The organism is Micromonospora sp. NBC_01740, from assembly GCF_035920365.1.
In the GTDB taxonomy this organism is placed as follows: Bacteria; Actinomycetota; Actinomycetes; order Mycobacteriales; family Micromonosporaceae; genus Micromonospora; species Micromonospora reichwaldensis.
On record NZ_CP109150.1, the window covers coordinates 1,528,851 to 1,553,549 of the forward strand.

The window sequence follows — 24,699 nt, forward strand, 5'->3', positions numbered from 1 at the left end:
GTTGACGGGAGCGGGTACGGTCGCCGGTGATCGAGGCGGGGTGGGCGTATGACGGACGGGGACACGGGCGCGCGGGACGACGCCGGGCCGGACCGGTCGACGCTGCTGCTCAGGGGCGGGTTGGCCGTCGTGCTGCTCGCTGCCGTCGGCGCGACCGGCGGCTGGCTCCTGGCCGGCGAGGACGACCCGTCGGCCCCGCCGACGGCGGCGGAGGGTCTGCCCGCCACCAGCACGCCCGCCGCGACCCGATCGACCCCGGGCCGGTCCGCGCCGGCGGCGGCTCCCCGGACGACCGCACCGAGCCGCTCCGCCGGGCTGACGGTCCCGCCGCTCGTCGGCGAGGATTTCACGGACGCCCGCGAGGAGCTCCGCGAGAAGCGGCTGGGCTGGCGGCTCGTCTTCGGCCGTGGCACCGGGACGACCGTGGAGCGAACCTCCCCGGAGGTGGGCACCGAGGTGCAGCCCGGGCGCACCGTGACGCTCTACGTGAGCGGTCCGGCCCCGGCCGCCACCGTGCCGGACGTGGTGGGCGACGACTGCGACGACGCGGCGGACGAGCTGGTCGACGAGGGCTTCTACCCGCAGTACCGGACGGGCAAAACCGGCAAGGTCAGCCGCCAGGATCCGGCCGGCGACGGTGCGGGCCGGTGGAACGACCAGGTGTCGATCTGGTGCGGCGACGCGCCGGAGGACGACGGTTCGCCCTCCCCGACGCCGTGACGGAGCGTCCGACACGCTGATCCCGGCCGATGGCCTCCGGGACCGCTAGGTTGGCGGTCAGGGCCCGCGACGCCCGCCCGGGCCGGGAGAGGACGCGCCATGAGTGAGCGTCAGCGAGCGAATCGTCGGCACGGTGCGGTGGTGCCTCATGTCGGCACGCAGCGGAGCGGAGTGCCGGGCATGAGTGAGCGTCAGCGAGCGAATCATCGGCATGGTGCGGTGGTGCCTCAGGTCGGCACGCAGCGGAGCGGAGTGCCGGCATGAGCGACGACCGCCGGGAGCCGCCCGCCGGGGAACACGACGACCGGACCCGCCCGCTGCCTCCGTCGGGCGATCCCTCGGCCGGGCCGGAACCCGACCGTACGCAGCCGCTGCCCCGCCCCGACCGGAGCGCCCCGGACGCCGGCGACGCCACCCGGCCGATGCCCGGCGACGGCACCGCCCCGCTGGACCGTACGGCTGCCGTGCCGCCGGAGCGGTCCGGGCCGGCGGCATGGTCCGGCCGGGCGGAGGTGCGCCCCGGCGGGCCGGCCGACCAGCCGGAGGCCGAGTGGTACGCCGAGGAGCAGGACTCGCGGCGCTGGTGGCTGCCGATCCTGTGGGGCGTGATCGTGCTGCTGCTGCTCGGCCTGCTCGGCACCGGGCTGTGGCTGGCCCTCCAGTCGGCGGACGACGGTCCGAGCGGGCCGGAGCCGTCGCCGTCGCCGTCGGTGACCCGCGCGTCGCCGACCACCGCCGCGCCGACCTCGGCGGCCCCCACCAGCTCGTCGCCCTCGGCGTCCCCGACGCCCTCGGAGCCGGCCGAACTGCCGATGCCGCCGGTGGTGAACCTGCCGCTGGAGACGGCGCAGGCCATCCTGGACGACGTCGGGCTGGACCACCGGGTCGAGTACGAGACGTCGGACCGTCCGGCCGGCACGGTGATCCGCACCGAGCCGGCGGCGGGGGAGCTGGTGCCGGCGGACGAGGAGGTCACGCTGGTGGTGGCTCGCGACGCCGCCTCGCCGACCGGCGAGGTCACGCCGTCGGTCGAACCGACCGTCACCCGGTGAGCCGCCGCGTCACCACATGCGTCGTCTCGTTCCGACCATGCCGAGCCCGGCCAGCGAGATGGCCAGTCCGAAGATGCCGGACCAGAAGAGGGAACGGCGGACGTCGTCGGGTGCGGGGCGGGCGGCGTGTGCCGCACCGTCCGGGGAGCCCGTGGGAACCCCCGCCCCGGCTGCGGGTCCGGAGTCGCCCGCGGCGCCGAGCGCTTCCGGTTCCCTCGGCCCGGTCAGTGCGTACGGGGGGTCGAGGGCGTCCGGCACGTCGTCGCCGTAGGGCGGGTCCTCGTCCACCACGGTGATCTCCGGTGCCGGGACCGGGGTGGTCAGCCGTGTGGTGGACGAGAGGGCGGGATCGCGGACCACGACCACCAGTGTGGTGGCGGCGCCGATCAGCGCCAGTAGTCCGAAGGCGTAGGCGATACGGGAGCGGTGGTGCCGCCGCGCGGCGGGCTGATTGACCATGGCCATCCCAGGTTCGGGGTCCTGGACGCGCGGGGTGGAAACGTGCCGGGGTGGGCGTACCTCATCTTATGGCGACGGCATGCCCCTCGACTGCCGATCGCGCAGGTCAGCCCACCCGGACCGGGGTGCGGGCGGCGGGCCGGCGCGGCGCCCGCACGGTGTGCGGACGCGGCTCGGGGGCCGAGCGCAGGTGGCGCAGCCCCTCCCGCTGGACGAAGATCGACCGCCGGCTGACCGCGTCCCCCGATGCGTTCAACTCGTAGCCTTCGAGCCAGATCCAGCCGTCGTAGGTCGGCCAGTCCAGCACCCGGATGACCCGGAACATGATGGGCCTGAGGAACTGGACACTCGCCGCGCGAGTCACGTGCAGTACGTCACCGGAGCGGGGAAGCACATGGGCTCCTGGGAAGGGTCGGCCGGCCGAGGGGCCGGCGGTGGGGGTCGGGGGACGTCGATGGCCCGGTGGCGGGGTCGTGCCTCGTGGACCGGTGCTGCGGGCGGTGGTGGTCGGGCCGTATCCGCTGGTGGCGAACCGCCACCCGACCATCACTCGGCTACTCCGGGTACCGCTCCCGCCGCCGCAGCCAACTGGCGTGCAGCGGCGAGGTCATCAACCCGGGGCAGGTCTGGTTGTCGACTGCCGGGCGGTCCCACCGCCGCGCGTCCCGCGGTCCGTGGGGTCACCACGGCGAGGAAGCGGACGGAGACGGTGAGTAACCCGTGCCATACGGACAGAGTGCATCAGCGACGTGCTTCATGCAAGTTGCACGTCGACTTTTGCCGATACGTGAGCGGCTCGTGCAAAGCAGCGCTTGAAGCCGTTCACGTATGCCCGGCACACTGGGAGCCGGTTTCGCCCGTCGCGGCCGGCCGATGACCGGCACCACCCCACGCCGCGAACGACGCCCGCCGTACGACGGTCGCGCCCCTGGCGGGTGACGACAGTGGCGCACGGCGAGGCGGAGGTGGACCGGGTGAGGCCTGACAGGCGGTGGTTCCGACCAGCGGGCGGGGTCGTGTCGTGAGCGAGCGGCGCAGCCCCACCATCCGGCGGCGTCGCCTAGGCGCCGAACTGCGCCGGCAGCGGGAGGGGGCCGGCATCACCATAGAGGCGGTCGCCGAGCAGTTGGAGTGTTCGGCGTCGAAGGTCTCGCGGATCGAGACCGGCCACACCACCGCGACGCCACGCGACGTGCGGGACATGCTGCGGATCTACGGCGTGGTGGGTGCCGAGAGCGACGAGCTGGTGCAGATCGCCCGCGAGGCGCGGCAGAAGGGCTGGTGGCACCCCTACAGCACGGTGCTGGTCGGCGCGTACGTCGGGCTGGAGGCGGCGGCCGGTTCGATCCGGGCGTACGAGCAGCAGGTGGTGCCCGGGCTGCTGGAGACCGAGGACTACGCGGGCGCGATGATCCGGGCCGCCCGGCCCGACTTCACTCCCGAACAGGTGCAGCAACGGGTGCGTGTCCGTCTGGGCCGTCAGTCGTTGTTGACGCAGGATGATCCGGTCGATCTGTGGGTGGTGCTCGATGAAGCGGTGGTGAGCCGTCCGGTGGGCGGGGACGAGGTAATGCGTGACCAGCTGAAACACCTGGTCGAGGTGGCGGAACTGCCGAACGTGACGCTCCAGATCCTGCCTTTCGCGGTAGGGGCGCACGCCGGCATGGACGGCACCTTCACGATCCTCAGCTTCCCTGAGCCCGGTGATCCGGATGTCGTGTACGCGGAGAATGCCACGGGTGGGCTCTTCCTGGAGAAGAGTGACGAACTGCAGAAGTACAGCTTCATCTTCGATCACATCCGAGCGGCGGCCATTCGTCCTGAGGAGTCCATCGCACACATCGCGAAACTGGCAGAGGAGCCGATGTGGAAAGGGCGACCAAAAGGTTCCCCGTGGACCTGACGCAGGCGGCGTGGTTCAAGAGCTCGAAGAGCGGGCCGAACTGCGACAACTGCGTGGAGGTGGCGTACGTGACGGGGGCGGTCGGCGTGCGGGACTCGAAGGACAAGACGGGCCCGGCCCTGGTCTTCTCCCCGGGTGGCTGGCACGCCTTCGTCGCCGGCGCCAGGGGCGGTGTGTTCGACAGGGGCTGACGGGACCGGAACGTGACGGGATGCCCCCGCCCGGCAGTGGAGCCGGGCGGGGGCATCGTCGTGCCCGCGTCCGGACCGGCCGCGAAGTCGTCCCGCCGTCGGCGTCGCCACATCGGGTCCCGTGTCGTTGTACCCCTCGGCACGGCGGTGGTCGACGAGCCGCCGCCGGGATCGGCAACCGAGCGAGGCAGGCGAGACGGATGACGACGATCGGTTCGGACAACCTCACCAACGGGCCGGGCAAGCCGGAACGGTTCGGGGGCAAGTACCGGGGGGCACGGCGGGACACCGTCCTCACCGAGGTGGTGTCGACCGACACCGAGATGGGTGGCCGGGAGAGCCCGGCCGCGCCGCCGGAGCAGCCCGGTCCGCCGCTCTCCCTGCCCTCGCTGGACCCCAACCCGCTGACCGAGCCGTCGTTCCCGCCCGGCAGCTGGTCGGTGGAGCCGGCCGAGTCACTGGTCGACCATCCGCTGCTGCGCGGGCTGCTGATGGAGCTGCCGCCGAAGGGCAGCGTCCCGCCGCCCGGCTGGCTCGACCGCTGGTTCGAGGCGACCCGGGCGATCCTGGAACTGCTATACGTGCAGGGCCCCGGCCGCTCGCGGTGACGCGGGCCGTACCGGCACGGCCCGCTCCACGAGCCGGCTGTGCCGCAGGGCGTGGCGTACGCCGATGGCGGCGACGCCCAGCACGCCCAGGGTGACCGCCGGCCCGGCCACGCCGGGTCCGGAGAGCAGGTCCGGGGCGCTCGCCGCAGCCACCGCGGGCAGGATCGCCAGCCCGGTGACCTGCACCGGGAGCCCGATCAGCGGGTGCGCGGCGGAGGCCCGCAGGCCGTGCGGCGCCGGGGTGCCCGGGGCCGACGAGAGCGCGCCCGCGCCCGCCCGCAGTCGGCGTACCCGGCGCACCGTGCAGGCCGCGACCACGAGCGCGGGGGCGGCGGCGAGGGCGAGGCCGGCGGCCGCCCGGTCCGCGGGGGTCGTGCCGGCGCTGGAGAGCCCCGCGCCGAGCACGGCGGCCGTCAGGCCCAGGCCGGTCAGCGTCAGGGCGAGCACCCATCCGGTACGCCGGCGCAGGGCCCGGGCGTGGTCCAGCCGGGGCAGCCCGTCCGCGAGCCAGCCGGCGACGAGCCAGACGGCGGCCAGCGACAGCAGCACGGTCAGGTGAATCTCCATGACCGACAGCCTTGCCCGTTTTCGACGACCGTGAATCCGGGCAGGTCCCCGGTTCGTCCCGCAGCCGCCGCCCTTAGGGGGTCATCCCTCCGGTGGTATGGGGAAGTCGACATGTTTGAATTCCCGTTTGCGCCCCCCTACCCTCAGCTTGATCGGCATTCATCGATTCACTCGTCTCGAACAGTTGGACGGTCGGTGCCGGTCGGAGGGAGTAGAAGATGGGTCTTCCACGCAGGTCCGTACTCGTCGGGGTGGCCGCGCTGGCCATGGTGGCCACCGCCACGCCCGCCATGGCCGCCGAACCGGTGGGCACGATCCGCGCCGCTGGCGGCGCCACCGCCGTGGCCGACAGCTACATCGTCGTCTTCAAGGACACCTCGGTCGCCCGCAGCAGCGTCGGTGACACCGCGCAGCGGCTGGTCGGCCGGCACGGCGGCGCGGTCGCCCGCACCTACGGCGCCGCCCTGCGCGGCTTCGAGGTCCGGGTCGACGCCAGGGCCGCCGCCCGCATCGCCGCGGACCCCGCCGTGGCGTACGTCGAGCAGAACCACACGGTCTCCATCGCCGGCACCCAGACCAACCCGCCCTCCTGGGGCCTGGACCGGATCGACCAGCGCGCCCTGCCGCTGAACAGCTCCTACACGTACCCGAACACGGCGAGCAACGTGCACGCCTACATCATCGACACCGGCATCCGGTTCAGCCACAGCGACTTCGGCGGCCGGGCGGTCTCCGGCTACGACGCCGTCGACGGCGGCTCGGCCGACGACTGCAACGGGCACGGCACGCACGTCGCCGGCACCGTCGGCGGTTCGGCGTACGGCGTGGCCAAGGGCGTCCAGCTCGTCGGCGTACGCGTGCTGAACTGCCAGGGCAGCGGCACGAACGCCGGCGTCATCGGCGGCGTCGACTGGGTGACCGCCAACGCGGTCAAGCCGGCCGTGGCCAACATGAGCCTCGGCGGCGGCGCGAACGCCTCGCTCGACACCGCCGTGCGCAACTCCATCAACTCGGGCGTGAGCTACGGCCTGGCGGCCGGCAACGACTCCGGCGGCAACGCCTGCAACACCTCGCCCGCCCGGACCGCCGAGGGCATCACCGTCGGCTCCACGACCAACACCGACGCCCGGTCGTCGTTCTCCAACATCGGCACCTGCCTGGACATCTTCGCGCCCGGCTCGTCGATCACCTCGGCGTGGTACACCAACGACACCGCCACCAACACGATCAGCGGCACCTCGATGGCGACCCCGCACGTGGTCGGCGTCGCGGCCCTGGTGGCCAGCGCCAACCCGGCCTGGACGCCGCAGCAGGTCCGCGACTACCTGGTGAACAACGCCACCAGCAACGTGGTGACCAACCCGGGCACCGGCTCGCCGAACAAGCTGCTCTACGTCGTCAACGGCGACACCCCGCCGCCGACCGACGACTTCTCCGTCTCGGTCTCGCCGACGTCCGGCTCGACCGCGCCGGGCGGCTCGGTGACCGCCACGGTCGCCACCGCCACGACCAACGGCTCCGCCCAGTCGGTGAGCCTTTCGGCGAGCGGGCTGCCGTCCGGGGCGACCGCCTCGTTCAGCCCGGCCACCGTCACCTCGGGTGGTTCCTCGGCGCTGACCATCAGCACCTCGGCGAGCACGCCGGCCGGCACCTACTCGGTGACCGTGACGGGCACCGCGGCCTCGGGCAGCAGGACCGCCACCTACTCGCTGACGGTCACCGGCACCGGCGGCGGCTGCTCCGGCACCAACGGCACCGACCTCGCGATCCCGGACACGAACGTCGCGGTGAGCAGCTCGATCGTGATCGCCGGCTGCGCCCGCAACGCCTCGGCGGCCTCCACCGTCGCGGTGAACATCGTGCACACCTACCGCGGTGACGTGGTCATCGACCTGGTCGCGCCGGACGGCTCGACCTACCGGCTGAAGAACAGCAGCATCTTCGACGGCGCGGACAACATCAACGCCACCTACACGGCGAACCTGTCGAGCGAGGCGGCGAACGGCACCTGGCAGCTGCGGGTGCGCGACGTCTACTCGGGCGACACCGGCTACCTGAACACCTGGACCCTCACCCTCTGACCTGAGTGCGAGGAAGGGCCCCTTCCTATCGCGTACGCGATAGGAAGGGGCCCTTTCTGACGCTGGAGGCGGTCAGACCGAGAAGCTGGCGGGACGCTCCGTGGCCGGGGCCGGCGGCTTCGCCTTCCACAGCCCCGTCTTCTGCCCGGCGAGCCGGGTCAGGTAGGCCGGGTTGAGGATCACGTAGCGCTTCCAGAGCCGCTTGGGCTCCAGACCGAGGCGCCAGAACCACTCCAGGCCCGCCCGCTGCATCCACGGCGGGGGCTGGCGCAGCAGGCCGGCGTGGTAGTCGAAGGCCGCCCCGACCGCCATCAGCGGCATGTCCAGCAGCGGTCGCATGGCGTACGTGAAGATCTCCTGGCGCGGGCAGCCCAGCCCGACCAGCACGAGCCGGGCCCCACTGGACCGGATCCGGTCGGCGATCTCCACGTCCTCGCCCGGCTGCACCGCCCGGAACTTCGACGGCTCCACCCCGGCGATCTTCAGCGCCGGGAACATCCGCTCCAGCGCCGGGATCAGCCTGGCCAGGGTCTCCTCGGTCGACCCGTAGAGGTAGACCGGCAGCCCCTCGTCGGCGAACCGGGCGAGCACGTGCAGGGTCAGGTTCGGGCCGTAGACCCGGTCGGTCAGCCCCGCGCCGTGCAGCAGGTTGAGCGCCCAGCGCACCGGCTGGCCGTCGGGGGTGACCACGTCGAAGGAGTTCAGCCGGGCGTTGTGCGCCGGGTCGAGCACCCCGGTCATCACGCCGTGCACGGCCAGCGCCGTCAGCGCCAGCGGGCGGCGCTCCTGCGCGGCGGCCACCACCTGCTCGGTCGCCTCGGCGTAGTCGGTGGCGTCGACCAGGACCCCGAGGACGTTCCGCTTGCCCCTGCCGGTCATGCCCCCGGCACCCACTTGTCCACGTTGGCCTCGTGGATCTCGCGCATGATCATGGGCACGTCGTAGACCTGCTTCCACTCGGGGTAGTCGGCCTGGAAGGCCTCGTTCGAGCCGATCCACCACTTGTGGTCGCCGATCCGGTTGGCCTCGACGTACTCGGTGACCATCTCCTGGCCGGTGATCTGCTCGGCGAGCGCGAACGCCTCACGGTTGGAGGTGTTCGAGTGCCGGCCGCCGCCGAGGTTGTAGACCGCCGCCGAGCGCGGGTTGCGGAAGAACGCCTCGAACGCGCTGACCACGTCCGAGCTGTGGATGGCGTCGCGGACCTGCTTGCCCTGGTAGCCGAAGATCTTGTAGGTGCGGCGCTCCATGTTGGCGCGCATCACGTAGCCGAGGAAGCCGTGCAGCTCCGTCGCGGAGTGCGCCGGGCCGGTCAGCGTCCCGCCCCGGAAGCAGGCCGTCCGCATGTCGAAGTAGCGGCCGTACTCCTGCACCATGACGTCGGCCGCCACCTTGGAGGCGCCGAAGATCGAGTGCAGGCAGGCGTCGATGGACATGTCCTCGCGGATGCCCTGCTCGTACGCGTGCCCCGGCTCGATCTCCCAGCGGGTCTCCAGCTCGACCAGCGGCAGGCTGTTCGGCCGGTCCCCGTAGACCTTGTTGGTGGAGCAGTGGATGAGCGGCGCCTCGATGCAGTGCTCCCGCACGTTCTGCAGGACGTTGAGCGTGCCGGCGGCGTTCACGTCGAAGTCGGTGAACGGGTCGCGCACCGCCCAGTCGTGCGACGGCTGGGCGGCGGTGTGGATCACCACGGCGACGTCGGTGCCGTACCGCTTGAACAGCTTGGCCAGCGCGGCCCGGTCGCGGATGTCGATGCTGTGGTGCGAGTACGCGGACCCCAGCTCGTCGGTCAGCCGGCGGACGTTCCACGCGGTGGACGCCTCCGCGCCGAAGAACTCCTGCCGCATGTCGTTGTCGATGCCGACGACCTCGAGACCGAGGCCGGCGAAGTGCCGGACCGCCTCGGAGCCGATCAGACCGCCCGACCCGGTCACGAACGCGACACTCACACGCCACTCCTGGTCCATCGGAGGCAGAAACCATCGGAGCATAGCGTGACGTACGGCACGCCCCGATACGGCGCGAGGGCCCCGCATCACTGCGGAGCCCTCGCGTATTGGTGGGGAAGGGGGGAGTTGAACCCCCACGCCCTTTCGGGCACACGGACCTGAACCGTGCGCGTCTGCCATTCCGCCACTTCCCCGTGGCTTGACCTCGAACACTGTAGTCTGTGCCGGACCTGCTGTCTCCAGCAGGCCTCGGACATCCTAGCCGGTCCGTGGTCGTTGTGACGATCGGTTACCGTCCGAGGAGCGGTTACCGTTCGTGGCGGACGAAAGAGTAGCACGGCATTATCGGCCCGTCCGAACGGGCCGCCGTCAGACGGCCGAGCGGCGTGTGAGCTGCGCGCGCGCCGGCCGGATACCATCATGTCCTCGGGACCCGAGGAGGAGCCGGTGAGCGTGCTGCAACGCTTCGAGAAGCGTCTGGAAGGCCTGGTCGAGGGGGCCTTCGCCAAGGTCTTCAAAGGGGTGGTCCACCCCGTGGAGATCCTCAACGCCATGCAGCGGGAGGCCGAGGCGCACAAGGCGATCCTGGCCGGTGGGCGCACGTTGGTGCCCAACCGCTACGTGATCGATCTCTCGCCCTACGACCACAGTCGTCTGGCGCCGTACGCCGCCGCGCTGGCCCAGGAGCTGGCCCAGTCGCAGGCGGAGTTCATCGGCGAGCAGGCCTGGACGGTCTACGGCGACGTGATCGTCGAGATCGAACGCGGTGAGGGGCTGGACACCGGGATGTTCCGGGTCACCGCCGAGGTCTACACCGGCGGCGAGGTCGCCCCGGTCTCGGCGCCCGGCTACGACGCGGGCCCGCCCGCCTACCCGGCCTACGACCAGGGCGGCGGCTACGGTCCTCCGCCCGGCCACGGCGGCGGCCGCAACGTGCGGCTGGTCTCCGGCGACGGGCGCACCTACCCCCTCCAGGTGGGCTCGACCGTGATCGGCCGCGGTGACCAGGCCAATCTGCGCCTGCCCGACGTCGGGATCTCGCGGCGACACGCCCGGCTGGACTTCGACGGTGGTCAGGTCGTGCTGACCGACCTGGGGTCGACCAACGGCACCATGGTCAACGGCCAGCGGGTCTCCGCCGTCGCGCTCAATCCCGGCGACATGATCCAGCTCGGCACCACGACGCTGACCTTCCGCGTGGACGGCTGACCCGCCTTGCCGGAGCTCGTCATCACCGTCGCCCGGTTCGGGTTCCTCATCCTGCTGTGGATCTTCGTGTTCACGGTGGTCGGCGTGATCCGCCGGGACCTGTTCGCGGGCGCCCGGTCGGGCCGGCTGGTGGCCGCCCCCCGGGCCGTCGGCGCCTCGCTCGGGCAGGCGGCGAAACCGACGAAGGCGAAGCGGGGCAGGGCGGCCCACCAGCTCGTGGTAACCGCCGGCCAACTGGCCGGGACCCGGATCACCCTCGGCGAAGCGCAGATCACCATCGGCCGGGCGGAGGATTCCACCCTCGTCATCACCGACGACTACGCCTCGGCGCGGCACGCCCGTCTGGTGCCGCGCGACGGCCAGTGGTTCGTCGAGGACCTCGGCTCGACTAACGGCACGTACCTGGATCGCGCTAAGGTCACCGGACCAACCCCCGTCCCCCTCGGCGTGCCGATCCGGATCGGCCGCACTTCTCTCGAATTACGGCCATGACTCTGACCCTGCGCTATGCGGCCCACAGCGACCGCGGTCTGATCCGAGACGGTAATCAGGATTCCGTCTACGCCGGGCCGCGGCTTCTCGCCGTCGCCGACGGCATGGGCGGCATGGCCGCCGGTGACGTCGCCAGCAACATCGTCATCGGTGCCATGGCGCCGCTCGACGAGGACGTCCCAGGTGACGCCCTCGTCGACGCGCTGCGTTCGGCCGTGGGCACCGCCAACCAGCAGCTCCGCGACACCGTGGACGCCAACCCTCAGCTGGAGGGGATGGGCACCACGCTCACCGCGACCCTCTTCTCCGGCAGCAAGCTGGGCATGGTCCACATCGGTGACTCGCGGGCCTATCTCCTGCGCAACGGTGAGTTCGCGCAGATCACCAAGGACGACACGTACGTCCAGATGCTCGTCGACGAGGGCCGGATCAGCGCCGAGGAGGCGAGCAGCCACCCCCAGCGCTCGCTGCTCACCCGGGCGCTCGACGGCCGCGACATCGACCCGGAATACAGCGTCCGTCAGGTGCTCCCCGGCGACCGCTACCTGATCTGCAGCGACGGCCTCTCGGGTGTGGTCAGCGCCGACACCATCGGCGAGACGATGCGCGAATACACCGACCCGCAGCAGTGCGTGGAGCGGCTGGTGCAGCTCGCCCTGCGCGGCGGCGGCCCGGACAACATCACGGTGATCATCGCCGACGCCACCGACCAGGACATCGTCGAGGCGAGCCCGATCGTCGGCGGCGCCGCCGCCCGGGACCGGGGCATGGCGACCTCCGCCGACGTGTCCACGCCGGCCGCCCGCGCGTCCGCCCTTTCCGCGCCGCGCCCGCCCGTTCCCGAGGAACCGACGGCCGGCGCCGACGACGAGTCGGAGCGCCCGAGGCGTCGGCCGGTGCGGGCCGCCGCGATCTCGGTGGCGTTGCTGGTCCTCGTCGGCGGCGCGGTCTTCGGCGGCTGGAGCTACACCCAGCGGCAGTACTACGTCGGGGCGACCGAGAACGGCCAGGTCGCGGTGTTCCGGGGCATCCAGGGCGAGATCGCCGGGATGAACCTGTCGACCGTGCACTCCAAGAGCCCAGCGGACCTGGAGGACCTGACGCTGGCCGCCCAGGAGCAGGTCAAGCAGGGCATCCCGGCCAAGAGCGAGCCCGACGCCGAGCGTCGACTGGCCGAGCTGACCAGCGACGACCCGATGAACCCGAACCTGAAGCCGATCTGCCCGCCGAGCCCGAGTCCGAGCGCCGCGGCCGTCACCACCGTCCCGACGCCGACCTCCGTCCCGGTGTCGCCCGCTCCGACCGTCAGCGCGAGTGCGAGCGCCCCGGTCAGCGGCCGGCCGAGCACGCCGGCTGCGCCGACCACCACGCCCGACGCCCCGCCCTCCGACACCGACTCGCCGGCGCTCGACCCCGCCGCGTGCCGGTCGCCGGAGTAGGCGCGGCTCGATCCGAGGACGTTCCGTGACCGCAGCGGCCATTCCGGCATCCTCGCCCGCCACCACGGGCGAGCAGCCCGGCGTACGCCTGGCCCGGTCCCGGCGCAACGCCGAGCTGTCGTTGCTGCTGGTCGCCATGGTGCTGGTGGCCGCGTACGGGGCGATGGTCGAGGCGAAGGTGCTCGACACCGTCACGGCCGACTTCTGGATGCCGGCCGCCGCGCTCACCGCCGTGTTCCTCGGCCTGCACCTGGTGATCCGGTTCCTGGCGCCCTTCGCCGACCCGGCCCTGCTGCCGGCGGTCGCCCTGCTCAACGGGATCGGGGTCGGCTTCCTGCGCCGGATCGACCTGGGCAAGGCGGCACCGACCGAGCGGGAGGACCTGGCCATCTTCGCCGGCACGGGCGGCCGGCAGCTCGCCTGGACGCTCGTCTCGGTCATCCTCGCCGCCGGGCTGCTCACCATCATGCGGGACCACCGCTCGGTGTCGCGCTACGCGTACACGCTGGGGCTGGCCGGCATCGTGCTGGTGATGATCCCGGCGGTGCTGCCCAGCCGGTTCTCCGAGATCAACGGCGCGAAGCTGTGGATCAAGTTCGGCGACAGCTTCTCCATCCAGCCGGGCGAGTTCGCGAAGCTGGCCCTGCTGGTCTTCTTCGCCTACTACCTGGTGCGCAAGCGCGAGGTGTTGTCGCTGGCGAGCCGCCGGTTCCTCGGCATCGACTTCCCGCGCGGGCGGGACCTCGGTCCGGTGGTCGCGGTCTGGCTGGTCAGTGTCCTGGTTCTCGTCTTCGAGAAGGACCTGGGCACCTCGCTGCTCTACTTCGGCATGTTCGTGGTGACGCTCTACATCGCCACGGAACGGGTCAGCTGGCTGCTTATCGGTCTGGTGCTGTTCTTCGGCGGCGTCTACCTGGCGTACGTGCTCGGCGACGTGGTCGGCGGGCCGTTCGCCAACTTCTACCTGCGCGCGCAGATCTGGCTGGACCCGTTCGCCGACCCCTACAACGACGGCTACCAGCTCGTGCAGGGCCTGCTCGCGCTCGGCACGGGCGGCCTGTTCGGCGCGGGTCCCGGTGGCGGCCAGCCCGGCCTGCTGCCCGAGGTGCAGAACGACTTCATCTTCGCGGGCATCGGCGAGGAGATCGGCCTCTTCGGCCTCTCCGCCCTGCTCGTGGTCTACCTGCTGATCGTCGAGCGAGGGCTGCGCGCGGCGCTGGCAGTCCGGGACTCGTTCGGCAAGCTGCTGGCCGGCGGCCTTGCCTTCACTCTCGGGCTCCAGGTCTTCGTGATCGTCGGCGGGATCAGCAAGCTCATCCCGTTGACCGGGCAGACCACCCCGTTCCTCTCCGCCGGCGGTTCCTCGCTGATGGCGAACTGGCTGCTCATCGCGGCCCTGCTCCGGATCTCCGACGGTGCCCGCCGCCCCGTCGCCGGCGGTGGCGGCAAGGCGGCCCGACCGTCCGGCGGCCCGCCGGAGCAGCTGCACGGTGCCCCCACGGAGGTGATCAGGCCGTGAACGCACCCCTGCGCCGCGTCGGCGTCGTCGTCATGGTTCTCTTCGGCCTGCTCTTTGCGAACCTGAACTGGATCCAGGCCTACAAGGCCGACGAGTACCGCACCAGCGACTACAACGGTCGGGTCCAGGTCGCCGAGTACGAGCGCAAGCGCGGCAACATCGAGGCCGGCGGCACCGCCTTCGCGCTCAGCAAAGAGACCGACGGCGAGCTGAAGTTCCAGCGCAGCTACCCCGGCGGGGCCAGGTACGCCCACATCCTCGGCTACAAGCCGGTCAATCTCGCCGAGACCGGCATCGAGAAGTTCGAGAACGACTTCCTGGCCGGCACCAGCGACGCGCTGATCGCCAACCGGGTCAAGGACATGTTCACCGGTGACCAGTCCGGCGGCGGCAACGTCCTGCTGACGGTCTCCAAGGGCGCCCAGAACACCGCGTTCGAGCAGCTGCGCAACAACCGGGTCGACGCCGCCAAGGGCGCGGCGATCGCCGTCGACCCGCGTACGGGGGCGGTGCAGGCGCTGGTCTCGATGCCCAGCTTCGACCCGAACCCGCTGGTCAGCCACAGCACCAACGAGGCCACGGCCGCGTACAACAAGCTGGAGCAGGACCCGGCGGGCCCGCTGAAGAACCGGGCTCTCGGCGAGGTGCTGCCCCCGGGCTCCACCTTCAAGATCGTGGTGGCCGCCGCGGCGCTGGAAAGCGGCGTGGGTCAGCAGACGAGGATCCCGGCAGGGGCCAGCTGGACCCCGCCGACCTCGGGCACGCCGATCCGCAACGCGGCCCCGTCGATCTGCCCCGAGGACGAGGTCACCCTGATCAACGCGGTGACCGAGTCGTGCAACACGGGCTTCGCGCAGATGGGCGTCCGGCTCGGCGCCGACAAGATCAAGGAGAAGGCCCGGCAGTTCGGCTTCGAGCAGGAGGACCTCACCGTCGGCCACCTCAACGAGGCCGGCCACCCGGTGGCGGCGAGCCGGACCGGCAGCATGGAGAACGCCGACGGCGGGGCCGACCCGGCCGCGCTGGCCCAGTCCTCCATCGGGCAGCGCGACGTGCGGATGACCCCGCTCCAGGGCGCCCTGATCGCCGCGTCCGTCGCCAACGGTGGCAGCCAGATGCGGCCGTACCTGGTCCGCCAGCTGCTCGCCCCGGACCGCACCACCAGCTACTACACCGCGAAGCCCCGGGAGCTGCGGCAGCCGGTCAGCGGCCAGGTCGCCAAAGACCTGCGGGACATGATGGTCAGCGTGGTCGAGAACGGCTCCGGCACGAACGCGCAGCTCAGGGGCTACACGGTCGGCGGCAAGACCGGCACCGCCCAGTCGGCGCCCGACCGGCCCGACCACGGCTGGTTCATCGGCTTCGCCCTGGACAAGAACGGCACGCCGGTCTCGGCGGTCTGCGTGATGCTGGAGCAGGCCGGCCCCGGCGGCAGCGCCGAGGCGGCCCGGATCGCCGGGCAGATCATGCGCGCCGCCATCGCCGACCCCGGGGGCCGCTGACATGCTGAGCCCCGGGGTGCAGCTCGGCAACCGTTACCGCCTGGACGAGCGGATCGCCAGCGGTGGCATGGGTGACGTCTGGCGCGGCACCGACCAGGTGCTCGGCCGTACGGTCGCCGTCAAGAGCCTGCTCCCCGCGCTGCTCGACGACCCCGACTTCGCCGAGCGCTTCCGGGGCGAGGCCCGCACCATGGCCACGATCAACCACCCCGGCGTGGTCGACGTCTACGACTTCGGCAACGACCAGCAGATCGCCTTCCTGGTCATGGAGTACGTCGAGGGCGACGCGCTGTCGGCCACCCTGGCCCGGGTCGGCCGGCTCACCCCGGCCCGCACGATGGCGCTCGTCGCCCAGGCGGCTGACGCGCTCCACGCGGCGCACGTGAAGGGCATCGTGCACCGGGACGTGAAGCCCGGAAACCTGCTGGTCCGGCCCAACGGCACCCTGGTGCTCACCGACTTCGGCATCGCCCGGTCGGAGCTGGTCGCCCAGCTCACCGCCGCCGGCTCGGTGCTCGGCACGGCCTCGTACATCTCCCCGGAGCAGGCCACCGGCGGGGTCGCCACGCCCGCGTCCGACGTCTACGCGCTCGGTGTGGTGGCCTACCAGTGCCTCGCCGGCCGACGCCCCTTCGAGGGCGACAATCCCCTCGACATCGCCATGCGGCACGTGCGGGAGACGCCCCGTCCGCTGCCGGCGGACATTCCGCCGCAGGTCCGGGCGGTGGTCGAGCGGGCCCTGGCGAAGGACCCGGCGGCACGCTGGCCGAGCGCCGCCACGCTGGCGGGGGTCGCCCGTCAGCTCAAGGCCCAGCTCTCCCAGCAGGCCCGGGCGGCAGGTCAGCCCATCTCCGCCGCTCCGGCGTCGCCGGCCGGCCCGCCCGGCCGCGCCCAGGTGCCGCCGCCGCGTCCGCCGGTGTCGCCGCCGCACCGGCAGCCGAACGTCGCCGCGCAGCCGCCTCGTCCGCCCATGGCGGCCCACCGGCCGCCCGTGGCGAACACCCGGCCGGCCGCCGCGCCCCACCGTCCCACCTCGGTCGCGCCCGCCGCGCCCGTCCAGCACCCGCAGATGGCGCCGACGGGCTACCCGCGCGGCGCGGCGCCAGTGCCGCAGGCCCGGCCGATGCCGTACGCGGGACACGCCGTCCCGCCGGCGCACCAGCCGGGTGGGCAGCGGTCCCGGCCCGGGATGGTGTTCCTCGCCATCCTCGTGGCCGTGCTGGTCCTCGTCTGCTCCGGCGTGATTTCCTACCACCTGCGGGAAGGCACGAAGTCGAGCGCGGTCACTCCGCCGACGGTGACGTCCGGCGCGCTGTGGCCCGACGGACGCGACGATCCGACCGGAACGTCGTACCGTCGACAGGAACTGCCCCGGTCGGGCAGCGACGAGACGACGAGCGAAGGACGACAGACGCGATGACAGCGCAGGCCCGCCTGCTCGGTGGCAGGTACCAGGTCGGCGAGCTGCTCGGCTACGGCGGCATGGCCGAGGTGCACCGCGGTCGTGATCTCCGGCTCGGTCGGGACGTCGCGATCAAGATGCTCCGGACCGACCTCGCCCGGGACGCCACCTTCCAGATGCGGTTCCGCCGGGAGGCGCAGAACGCCGCGTCCCTCAACCACCCGGCGATCGTCGCCGTCTACGACACCGGCGAGGAGACCGCGCCCACCGGCGAGACGCTGCCGTTCATCGTGATGGAGTTCGTCAACGGGCGGACCCTCAAGGAGGTGCTGGGCGTCGAGGGGCGGCTCCAGCCGCGCCGGGCGCTGGAGATCTGCGCCGACATGTGTGCGGCCCTGGAGTTCAGCCACCGGCACGGCATCATCCACCGCGACATCAAGCCCGGCAACGTGATGCTCACCCAGACCGGCCAGGTCAAGGTGATGGACTTCGGCATCGCGCGGGCGCTGGCCAGCGGCGCCACCACCATGACCCAGACGAGCGCGGTCATCGGTACGGCGCAGTACCTCTCTCCCGAGCAGGCGCGCGGCGAGGCGGTCGACGCCCGCTCCGACGTCTACGCCGGCGGCTGCGTGCTCTTCGAGCTGGTCTGCGGGCATCCCCCGTTCGTCGGCGACAGCCCGGTCAGCGTGGCGTACCAGCACGTGCGGGAGACGCCTCCGACGCCGAGCGACATCAACCCGGACGTGAATCCCGCGGTCGACGCGATCGTGCTCAAGGCGCTGTCGAAGAACCCGCTCAACCGCTACCAGAGCGCCGGCGAGATGCGGGCCGACCTGCTCCGCGCGGCCGCCGGCCGCCCGGTGATGGCGACCCCGGTGCTGCCGCAGGAGGAGACGACGCAGCTCGCTCCGGCCGCCGCCGGCTACGCGGGCGCCCCCGGCGCCCCGCAGACCCGGCAGATGCCGGCCCGGGTCGGCGACCCGCGCCGTCGGAAGGCGTCCTCCTGGCTGATCGCGACGTTCGCGGCGGTGGGCGTCCTCGCGGTGATCGCCCTCGCCGCCGCCCTGCTGAGCCAGCGCGACGGCGAGGACCTGGCCACGGTCCCCACGGTGACCGGTTTGACCCAGCAGGAGGCGTTCGCCCGGATCGAGCAGGCCAACCTGGTGCCCAAGGAGGGCGACCAGGTATTCGGCACCTGCCAGAAGGGCCAGGTCGTCAACCAGGACCCGCCCGCCAACTCATCCCTGGAGGCGAACCGCGATGTCGTCGTCCGGGTCTGCGGCGGCGTGGAGATGAAGGCCATCCCGTCGGACCTCATCGGCTCCACCTACGAGGGCGCAAAGAACCGGCTGGAGGCGGCCGGCTTCAAGGTGGAAAAGAAGGAGAGGGACGACGCCGAGAAGGCGGGTATCGTCCTCGATGTGTCGCCCGGGGAGGGCAAGCAGGTCGCCGCGAAGAGCACGGTCACGCTCACCGTCTCCAGGGGCAACGTCGGCAAGGTGCCCAACGTGGTCGGCTCCAGCGAGGACGACGCCGAGGAGGAGCTGGACGAGGCGGGCTACCGGGTCGACGTCAAGCGGGGCCGCGAGGTGCCGCCGGAGGAGGCCGGCCAGGTCACTAAGCAGGACCCGCCGGCCGGGAGCAACCTCGCCAGGGGCAAGACCGTGACGATCGTGGTCACCGTGCCGCAGGCCGAGCCGACGCCCACCGACTCGGCGAGCCCGACGCCCAGCGTCACGCCGACCACCCCCGGTGACGGCGGCGGCGGAGGCTTCCCGCTGCCGACCACCCCGCCGATCCGCCTGCCCGAGCGCTGACCCCGCTCGTGAGCGCGGAGGACCCTGCTGGGCGGCACCCTGCGGACGCCGCCGGTCAGGGCCCTGTCGACGCCGCCGGGCGGCGCCCTCCGCCGATCGACGACGGCCGGCCGGCGACCGGTGCGGCGGACCGTTCGAGCCGGTGGCGACGGCGCCTGATCCGCGCGGCGATCCTGGGCCTGGTGGGGCTGCTCCTGGCCAGCCTCCCCTGGCTCTGGACGACGACCGCCGCCCGCGGCCACCTGTACGGCGAGGCCGACGCGCCCGCCGCCGACGTCGTGATCGTCCTGGGTACGGCGGTGGCGGCGGACCGCCGTCAGCCGGGTGACCGCCTCGCCGGCCGCCTGGAGACCGCCGCCGCTCTCGTGAAGAGCGGGCGGGCCCGGGTGGTCCTCGTGTCGGGCGACGGGGGCGGCACGTCCGGCGACGAGCCGGCGGCGATGACCGCCCACCTGGCCGAGCGGCTCGGCGTCGATCCTCGCCGCGTCGTGGCCGACCCGTTCGGCCTGGACACCTACGACACCTGCGCCCGGGCGCGCGACGTGTACGGCGTCGAACGGGCCCTGATCGTGACCCAGTCCTACCACCTGTCCCGCGCGGTGACGCTGTGCCGGCACCTCGGCCTCGACGTCGACGGGGTGACCGCCCGCTGTTCCGGCTGCGGACCCGTCCTGCTCGTCGGCAAGGGCGTCCGCGACTACTTCGCCAGCGGCAAGGCGGCATGGGACGCGGTCCGGGGCAGGCCGCCCGCCGTCCGCTCGCCCGTGAACTCCGGCGTGGCGGATGCGCTGACGGGCTGACCGCGCGGTGGGCGGGCGTAACAGGAAGGCCCTCTGGCATCGAGCTGAGTGACTTGCCGGGGGCGGCGATCGGATGTTCTACCATCGCCGGATGAAGGCCGGGACCGAGCGGGGCAGATCGAGATTCGACACCTGGGTGACGCCGACCCGGGTCGCCTGGCTCGGGAGCGCCGTGGTGGTGCTCCTGCTGGCCCTACCGGTCCACATCCTCGGGCCGGGGGACCACGAACAGAAGAGCTGCGGCAACGCGTTGAGGCTCGACCTGGACTTATGGGCAGGCCCCTCGGACGGGGACTACTGGGAGAAGGCGCACCGGACCTGCAACGCGAAGCGCATCGGCCGGATCGGTCAGGCCGTCGGCGTCGTCTCGGTGACGGTCCTGGCCGTCACACTCCTGACCGCGCGCGCCCGTCGACAGGATGACGACGAGTACTGACGATCCGACAGAGGCCGCCCGTCAGGCGGTGGCGAAGGCTGCGCGGCGGCGCGCGTCCACCTCGGCGGCCAGCGCCGGGGCCCGCTCCAGCGCCTCCGGGTGACCGCAGGCGGCGAGCCAGTTCGCCAGCATCAGGTGACCGCCCTCGGTCAGCACCGACTCCGGGTGGAACTGGACACCCTCGATCGGCAGCGTACGGTGCCGCATCGCCATCACCACCCCGGAACCCGTCCAGCCGGTGACCTCCAGCTCCTCGGGCAGCGTCTCGGGCAGCACGGCGAGCGAGTGGTAGCGGGTGGCGGTGAACGGGTCCGGCAGACCGGCGAGCACCCCGGTGCCGTGGTGGCGCACCTCGGAGGTCTTGCCGTGCAGCAACTCGGGGGCGCGGGTCACCGTGGCGCCGAATGCCTCACCGATCGCCTGGTGACCCAGGCAGACACCGAAGATCGGCAGCTCGCCCCCGTACGCGCGGATGACGTCGAGGCAGATGCCGGCGCGGTCGGGGCTGCCGGGGCCGGGCGAGAGCAGGACGCCGGCCGCGCCGACCCTGCCCACCTCGGCGACCTCGATCTCGTCGTTGCGCCGGACGTCGCAGTCCACGCCGAGCTGGCCCAGGTACTGCACGATGTTGAAGACGAACGAGTCGTAGTTGTCGATCACCAGGACACGCATCAGGGGCTCACTCGTCCGGGGAGGCAGGCGGGGTGTTGTTCTGGTCGGTGTCGTACGGCAACTCGTGCTCGTCGCCGGGCGGGGCGTCGCCGCTCTCCCCGCCGCCCGGCACCGAGTCGCCGCCGGGATCGCCGGCGTCCTGGGTGACCTGCACGTCGTCGAAGGGCAGCAGGGGCTCGGCCCACGGGAACACCACGTACCAGAGCAGGGCCACCATCGCGCTGGTGATCAGCAGGCTGCCGACGAGCTTGCCGGGCAGCCCGAAGGGGAGCTTGCGCCAGATCCAGCCGTACACCGTCAGGCCCCCAGTTCCGCCGGGCGCCCCGCCGACTTCGGCTGACTGCGCGTCAGCTCGGCGTGGATGATCAGGCGTTGGTAGTTGTCGAACTTCGGGTTGCAGGTGGTCAGGGTGAGCATCGACCTGGTCGGCTTCTGCCCGGGCTTGCCCGGCACGGGCGCCACGACCTCGACCTGGGTGGGCTTGACGATCCGGCTCTGGGTCACCTTGTAGACGTGCCAGTCGGTCTTGCCCTCCACCACGATGGCGTCCCCGTCGTTCAGCTCGTCGAGCCGCCAGAAGGTGGCCCGGTTGCGGTGCCCGGCGACGGAGAAGTTGCCGACCTGGCCCGGCAGGGCGCTGGAGGGGTAGTGGCCCGGCGCGTACCGGATGTCCTTCTGGGTGACACCCTCGACGACGACCCAGTTCTTGTCGAGCTTGGGGATGTAGAGCCCGGCGATGGGCTTGCCCTGCACGGGCGGCTTCGGCTTGGCGGACGCGCTGGCGGACGGTGCCACAGTCGGGTCGCCCTCGGGGCCCCAGGCCTGCGCCAGTTGCTGGCTGAGGTCGTTCTGGTGCGCGTCGACGATCGCGGACTTGCCCCAGACCTCGTAGCCGGCGAAGAGCAGCACCACCAGGCCGAAGGTGATCAGCAGTTCGCCGCTGACCCGGATGCCGGTACGCAGCCGGGAGCCCAGCGACGGCCGGGTGAGCTCCGAGTAGACGCTCTTGTAGCCCTCACCGGTCTGCTCCGGGCGCAACTGGACCACCCGCTCGCCCCGGCGTGGCCGAGGCTGCTCGGCGGGAGTGTCGGAGCCCTCCGGCTCGTCCGTCTTCGGAGGACGCGGCACCGCGCCCATCAGGGCGGTCGACTCGACGAGCGCGGCCGGGGCGGTCGGCGTACGCCCGGAGACGGCCGGGATCAGGGCGGTGGCCCCGGGATCGACGTCGCGGCCCGGGCCGGCCGGGGAGACCGGGGTCGACGGGCCGTTGGCCGACGCGCCCACCTTCGGGATGAAGGCGGTCGGCGCGTCGGCGGCCGGCCGGCCTTCCCTGGCGGCGGCCCGATCGACCGGCGGACGGACGGAGCGGTCGCCGCCGGGACCGGTGGCCCCGGTGGCGCCCGGCAGCCGGAGATCGTCGGACGGCGACGCGGGGTGCGGTGGGGTGGCCGGCCGGACCGGGCCGGCACCGGGCCACGGCGCTGGCCCGCCGGCACCGGCCCGGGCGGACGGGCCGGAATCGGTCGGGCTGACATGGCGGAGGTCGGCGGGCTCCGGCCGACGGTCGGCGGGCCCCGGCCGACCGAAGTCGGCAGGGTCGGGCCGGTCGAAGTCGCCGCCTCCACGCCGATCGAAGTCGGCGGGCCGGGAACGATCGGCATCGGCGGGCCGGGAGCGGTCGAAGTCAGCGGGCCGGGAGTGGCCGAGGTCAGCGAGCCGGTCGTAGCGCGAAGGCGCTGGGCGGCCGAGGTCGCCGGACCCGCGCCGGTCGAAGCCGGACCCATGCCGGTCGAAGCCGGACCCATGCCGGTCGAAGCCGGACCCGCGCCGGTCGGATTCGGCGGGCCCAAGGCGGCCGAAGTCCGTGGTCTCCTCGCGGCCGAAGTCGGCAGGACCGGAGCGGCCAGGCTCGGCAGGACCGGGGCGGCCGGGCTCGGCAGGACCGGGGCGACCGGGGTCGACAGGGCCGCGCCGGTCGGAGTCGGCGGAGCCGGGCCGCCCGAAGTTGGCGGGCCAGGGACGGCCGTGGTCCGCCGGACCGGGACGGCCGGGCTCGGTGGGCCGGGCGGGGCTGCCGGCGGAGCGGGTCGGGTCGGCGCTCGGCGGGAAATGGCCGAGGTTCGCGGGACGGCCGGGCTCCGGTGCCGGGCGGGTCGGGTCGGGCGTGGCGCGAGACCATCCGGCGGAGGGGCCGGCAGGCGCGCGAGCGTCGCCGGCGGCCGGGTCGGGCCCGTGGGGCGGACGGGGAGCCGGGGAGCGGGGCGGGAGCGTGGGCTCCGGCCAGGCGCCGGCCGGGGTCGGGCGGGCCGGGGCGGGCCCTGGCCGGTCGACCTTGGGCAGGAAGGCGGTCGGCCCGTCGTCCTGGTCGCGGTGACGGCCGTCGCGGTCCTCGGGCCGGTCGTCCGGTACGCGGTTCACCTGGGCACCGTCGCCGAGCGCAGCGTGGTCGAGTCCTCGAACGCCGGCACGGTCACCGAGGAGACGGTCTCCTTGTAACCGAGCTTGTAGTCGTCGACCAGGTCCCTGAACAACCGGACTCCCTGTGAGTCGGCGAGGGCCTGCTGCAGGGCAGCGGGGTCGCCGATTGCTACGATCTTGAATGGTGGGGAGTACACCCGGCCGTGCAGCAGCAGGGTGTTACCCACGCAGCGTACCGCGCTGGTCGACAGCACGCGGACGTTCATGATGGACATGGCCTCGGCGCCACCCGCCCAGAGGGCGTTCACCACCGCCTGCACGTCTCCCTGGTGGACGACCAGGTCGTCGTTGGTGGCCCCGGCGGGCAGCGTGCCGTCGTTGCGCCGGGGCGCGTCGTCGAGTTCCACCGTCACCCCGGAGCCGGCGAGCGCGGTGAAGCCGGCGTCCGCCCGGCTGGCGGCGGCCCGGTCCTGCTGTTCCCTGATCGGCCCGTCGGAGCTGGCCAGGGCGCTGGTGCGGCCCTCGACCTCGGCGCGCAGGTCGGACGCCCGCCGCTCGCTGGCCGCCACCTCCGCGCGCCGGTCCTCGATCAACTGGTTGAGCTGGGGGCGGCGGTCCTCGCGCAGGGCGGTGCCGCCCGCGGTGGTCGCCGTGGTGGTGAAGAGCAGCCCGGCCGCGGCGGCGATCAGCGGCACCCCGATCGACCAGCCCGGTCGTCGCTGCCGCGGGCGTCGAGGCAGCAGCCCGGCGACCGCCCGCCGGAGCACCTTCTGCCAGGAGGCCGCGCCGGATGTGTACTCCACCGAGCGTTCCTTCCCCGTCGTCTGGTTCAGCCCGCGGAGGCGCGAGCCGCCGCGGCGACCCGAACAGTCCCGCCTTTTTCGGTCACTCCGTGCACTGGCCTCGCCCCATTCGTGGATTGGACGGGCCTTCGGGACTACGCTAGCTGTCGAACATTATTGGCCATGGACCGTCGCCCCCGCGCCCGGTTGTCAGGCCGGACGAGGTCGTAACCCCTCTGGAGAGCGTCGTGCCCAAGTCTCAGGTTCGCAAGAAGAAGGTGTACACCCCGCCGACGGACGTCCGTCCGACGGCGACGGCGGCGACGCGCAAGCCTAGCCCGGTGTGGCTCCCGGTCTCGGCGGTCGCCCTCATCGTCTTCGGCATCGGCTGGCTGGTGATCTACTACCTCTCCGAGCAGGAGTACCCGGTCATGTCGTGGGGTTACTGGAACCTCGCGGTGGGCTTCGGCGCGATGGTCGCCTCCCTGATCCTGCTCTCCCGCTGGCGCTGAGCGTCCCGCTCACCTGCCGGCGCTGAGCGTCCCGCTCACTCGTCGGCGCTGAGCGCCGCACCCCCGCCGCCGGACCGGCGGCGGGGTCGTCCGGGCGCGGTCAGCCCTGCCGTCGACGCCGTCCGGCCCCGGCCGGTGGGTGGCAATCCATGTCACTCGGTGGAAC

Annotated in this window: 24 protein-coding genes, 1 tRNA gene and 1 pseudogene; 16 read left to right on the forward strand and 10 right to left on the reverse strand. The window is 72.7% G+C overall.

The annotated features are described in order from the left end of the window. The first annotated feature begins 48 nt into the window (after positions 1–48). Positions 49–720, forward strand: a complete 672-nt coding sequence (locus tag OG989_RS07325; protein WP_327030064.1) for a PASTA domain-containing protein — start codon at positions 49–51, stop codon at positions 718–720. A gap of 260 nt (positions 721–980) precedes the next feature. Continuing rightward, positions 981–1,772 (forward strand): PASTA domain-containing protein, encoded by a 792-nt coding sequence (locus OG989_RS07330; RefSeq protein WP_327030065.1) that lies wholly within the window; start codon positions 981–983, stop codon positions 1,770–1,772. Positions 1,773–1,781: 9 nt separating this feature from the next. On the opposite strand, the gene OG989_RS07335 is transcribed toward OG989_RS07330, so the two are convergent. After that, on the reverse strand, positions 1,782–2,237 hold the full coding sequence (locus OG989_RS07335) for a hypothetical protein (protein ID WP_192581485.1): 456 nt from the start codon (positions 2,235–2,237) through the stop codon (positions 1,782–1,784). A gap of 100 nt (positions 2,238–2,337) precedes the next feature. Continuing rightward, on the reverse strand, positions 2,338–2,625 hold the full coding sequence (locus OG989_RS07340) for a hypothetical protein (RefSeq protein WP_151455970.1): 288 nt from the start codon (positions 2,623–2,625) through the stop codon (positions 2,338–2,340). A gap of 627 nt (positions 2,626–3,252) precedes the next feature. Here OG989_RS07340 and OG989_RS07345 point away from each other — a divergent pair. From OG989_RS07345 to OG989_RS07355, 3 genes are all read left to right on the forward strand, one after another. Further along, positions 3,253–4,134: a helix-turn-helix domain-containing protein gene (locus OG989_RS07345; RefSeq protein ID WP_151455338.1), complete on the forward strand. Its 882-nt coding sequence runs from the start codon at positions 3,253–3,255 to the stop codon at positions 4,132–4,134. After that, positions 4,125–4,325, forward strand: coding sequence for a DUF397 domain-containing protein (locus OG989_RS07350; protein WP_327030066.1), 201 nt, complete (start codon positions 4,125–4,127; stop codon positions 4,323–4,325). The genes OG989_RS07345 and OG989_RS07350 overlap by 10 nt, the downstream gene beginning before the upstream one ends. Positions 4,326–4,525: 200 nt before the next feature. After that, on the forward strand, positions 4,526–4,933 hold the full coding sequence (locus OG989_RS07355; protein ID WP_151455336.1) for a hypothetical protein: 408 nt from the start codon (positions 4,526–4,528) through the stop codon (positions 4,931–4,933). Here OG989_RS07355 and OG989_RS07360 read toward each other — a convergent pair. Next, a complete protein-coding gene (locus OG989_RS07360) occupies positions 4,901–5,500 on the reverse strand; it encodes a hypothetical protein (protein WP_151455335.1) in 600 nt (199 codons plus the stop codon). The genes OG989_RS07355 and OG989_RS07360 overlap by 33 nt on opposite strands. 218 nt (positions 5,501–5,718) lie before the next feature. On the opposite strand from OG989_RS07360, the gene OG989_RS07365 reads away from it, so the two are divergent. Beyond that, a complete protein-coding gene (locus tag OG989_RS07365; RefSeq protein WP_327030067.1) occupies positions 5,719–7,581 on the forward strand; it encodes a S8 family peptidase in 1,863 nt (620 codons plus the stop codon). Positions 7,582–7,653: 72 nt separating this feature from the next. On the opposite strand, the gene OG989_RS07370 is transcribed toward OG989_RS07365, so the two are convergent. The 3 genes from OG989_RS07370 to OG989_RS07380 all read right to left on the reverse strand — a co-directional run bounded on the left by OG989_RS07370 (position 7,654) and on the right by OG989_RS07380 (position 9,724). Beyond that, positions 7,654–8,460, reverse strand: a complete 807-nt coding sequence (locus OG989_RS07370; RefSeq protein WP_327030068.1) for a WecB/TagA/CpsF family glycosyltransferase — start codon at positions 8,458–8,460, stop codon at positions 7,654–7,656. Beyond that, positions 8,457–9,572, reverse strand: a complete 1,116-nt coding sequence (locus OG989_RS07375) for an NAD-dependent epimerase/dehydratase family protein (RefSeq protein WP_327030069.1) — start codon at positions 9,570–9,572, stop codon at positions 8,457–8,459. Before OG989_RS07375 ends, OG989_RS07370 begins: the two co-directional genes overlap by 4 nt. A gap of 66 nt (positions 9,573–9,638) precedes the next feature. Continuing rightward, a tRNA-Leu gene (locus OG989_RS07380) sits at positions 9,639–9,724 on the reverse strand. 226 nt (positions 9,725–9,950) lie between these two features. Here OG989_RS07380 and OG989_RS07385 point away from each other — a divergent pair. From OG989_RS07385 to OG989_RS07425, 9 genes are all read left to right on the forward strand, one after another. Then, positions 9,951–10,739 carry an FhaA domain-containing protein gene (locus tag OG989_RS07385; protein ID WP_151455331.1) on the forward strand — a complete coding sequence of 263 codons (789 nt, stop codon included), beginning with the start codon at positions 9,951–9,953 and terminating at the stop codon, positions 10,737–10,739. A gap of 6 nt (positions 10,740–10,745) precedes the next feature. Further along, on the forward strand, positions 10,746–11,231 hold the full coding sequence (locus tag OG989_RS07390; protein ID WP_121397334.1) for an FHA domain-containing protein FhaB/FipA: 486 nt from the start codon (positions 10,746–10,748) through the stop codon (positions 11,229–11,231). Beyond that, a complete protein-coding gene (locus OG989_RS07395) occupies positions 11,228–12,670 on the forward strand; it encodes a PP2C family protein-serine/threonine phosphatase (protein WP_151455330.1) in 1,443 nt (480 codons plus the stop codon). The genes OG989_RS07390 and OG989_RS07395 overlap by 4 nt, the downstream gene beginning before the upstream one ends. A gap of 25 nt (positions 12,671–12,695) precedes the next feature. Further along, positions 12,696–14,189, forward strand: coding sequence for an FtsW/RodA/SpoVE family cell cycle protein (locus OG989_RS07400; protein WP_151455329.1), 1,494 nt, complete (start codon positions 12,696–12,698; stop codon positions 14,187–14,189). Next, positions 14,186–15,691: a peptidoglycan D,D-transpeptidase FtsI family protein gene (locus tag OG989_RS07405; RefSeq protein ID WP_151455328.1), complete on the forward strand. Its 1,506-nt coding sequence runs from the start codon at positions 14,186–14,188 to the stop codon at positions 15,689–15,691. The genes OG989_RS07400 and OG989_RS07405 overlap by 4 nt, the downstream gene beginning before the upstream one ends. A 1-nt stretch (position 15,692) precedes the next feature. Then, complete coding sequence (locus OG989_RS07410) at positions 15,693–17,111, forward strand: serine/threonine-protein kinase (protein ID WP_327030070.1); 1,419 nt, start codon at positions 15,693–15,695, stop codon at positions 17,109–17,111. Further along, positions 17,108–18,913, forward strand: coding sequence for a Stk1 family PASTA domain-containing Ser/Thr kinase (gene pknB / locus OG989_RS07415; RefSeq protein ID WP_327030071.1), 1,806 nt, complete (start codon positions 17,108–17,110; stop codon positions 18,911–18,913). The genes OG989_RS07410 and pknB overlap by 4 nt, the downstream gene beginning before the upstream one ends. A gap of 182 nt (positions 18,914–19,095) precedes the next feature. Beyond that, on the forward strand, positions 19,096–19,713 hold the full coding sequence (locus tag OG989_RS07420) for a SanA/YdcF family protein (RefSeq protein WP_327030072.1): 618 nt from the start codon (positions 19,096–19,098) through the stop codon (positions 19,711–19,713). A gap of 91 nt (positions 19,714–19,804) precedes the next feature. Then, positions 19,805–20,149: a hypothetical protein gene (locus OG989_RS07425; RefSeq protein ID WP_327030073.1), complete on the forward strand. Its 345-nt coding sequence runs from the start codon at positions 19,805–19,807 to the stop codon at positions 20,147–20,149. Between the two features lie 21 nt (positions 20,150–20,170). Here OG989_RS07425 and OG989_RS07430 read toward each other — a convergent pair whose 3' ends face one another. The 4 genes and pseudogenes from OG989_RS07430 to OG989_RS07445 form a co-directional block, all read right to left on the reverse strand. Then, a complete protein-coding gene (locus OG989_RS07430; RefSeq protein ID WP_327030074.1) occupies positions 20,171–20,821 on the reverse strand; it encodes an aminodeoxychorismate/anthranilate synthase component II in 651 nt (216 codons plus the stop codon). Positions 20,822–20,828: 7 nt separating this feature from the next. Beyond that, positions 20,829–21,116 (reverse strand): hypothetical protein, encoded by a 288-nt coding sequence (locus OG989_RS07435; protein WP_151455324.1) that lies wholly within the window; start codon positions 21,114–21,116, stop codon positions 20,829–20,831. A 2-nt stretch (positions 21,117–21,118) separates the two neighbouring features. Then, positions 21,119–22,129 (reverse strand): annotated as a pseudogene (locus OG989_RS07440) (class E sortase); the annotation flags it as partial. 1,106 nt (positions 22,130–23,235) lie between these two features. Beyond that, complete coding sequence (locus OG989_RS07445) at positions 23,236–24,042, reverse strand: DUF881 domain-containing protein (RefSeq protein ID WP_151454343.1); 807 nt, start codon at positions 24,040–24,042, stop codon at positions 23,236–23,238. Positions 24,043–24,269: 227 nt separating this feature from the next. Here OG989_RS07445 and OG989_RS07450 point away from each other — a divergent pair, with 227 nt between their 5' ends. Further along, positions 24,270–24,533 (forward strand): cell division protein CrgA, encoded by a 264-nt coding sequence (locus OG989_RS07450; protein WP_151454344.1) that lies wholly within the window; start codon positions 24,270–24,272, stop codon positions 24,531–24,533. Positions 24,534–24,699 lie beyond the last annotated feature (166 nt).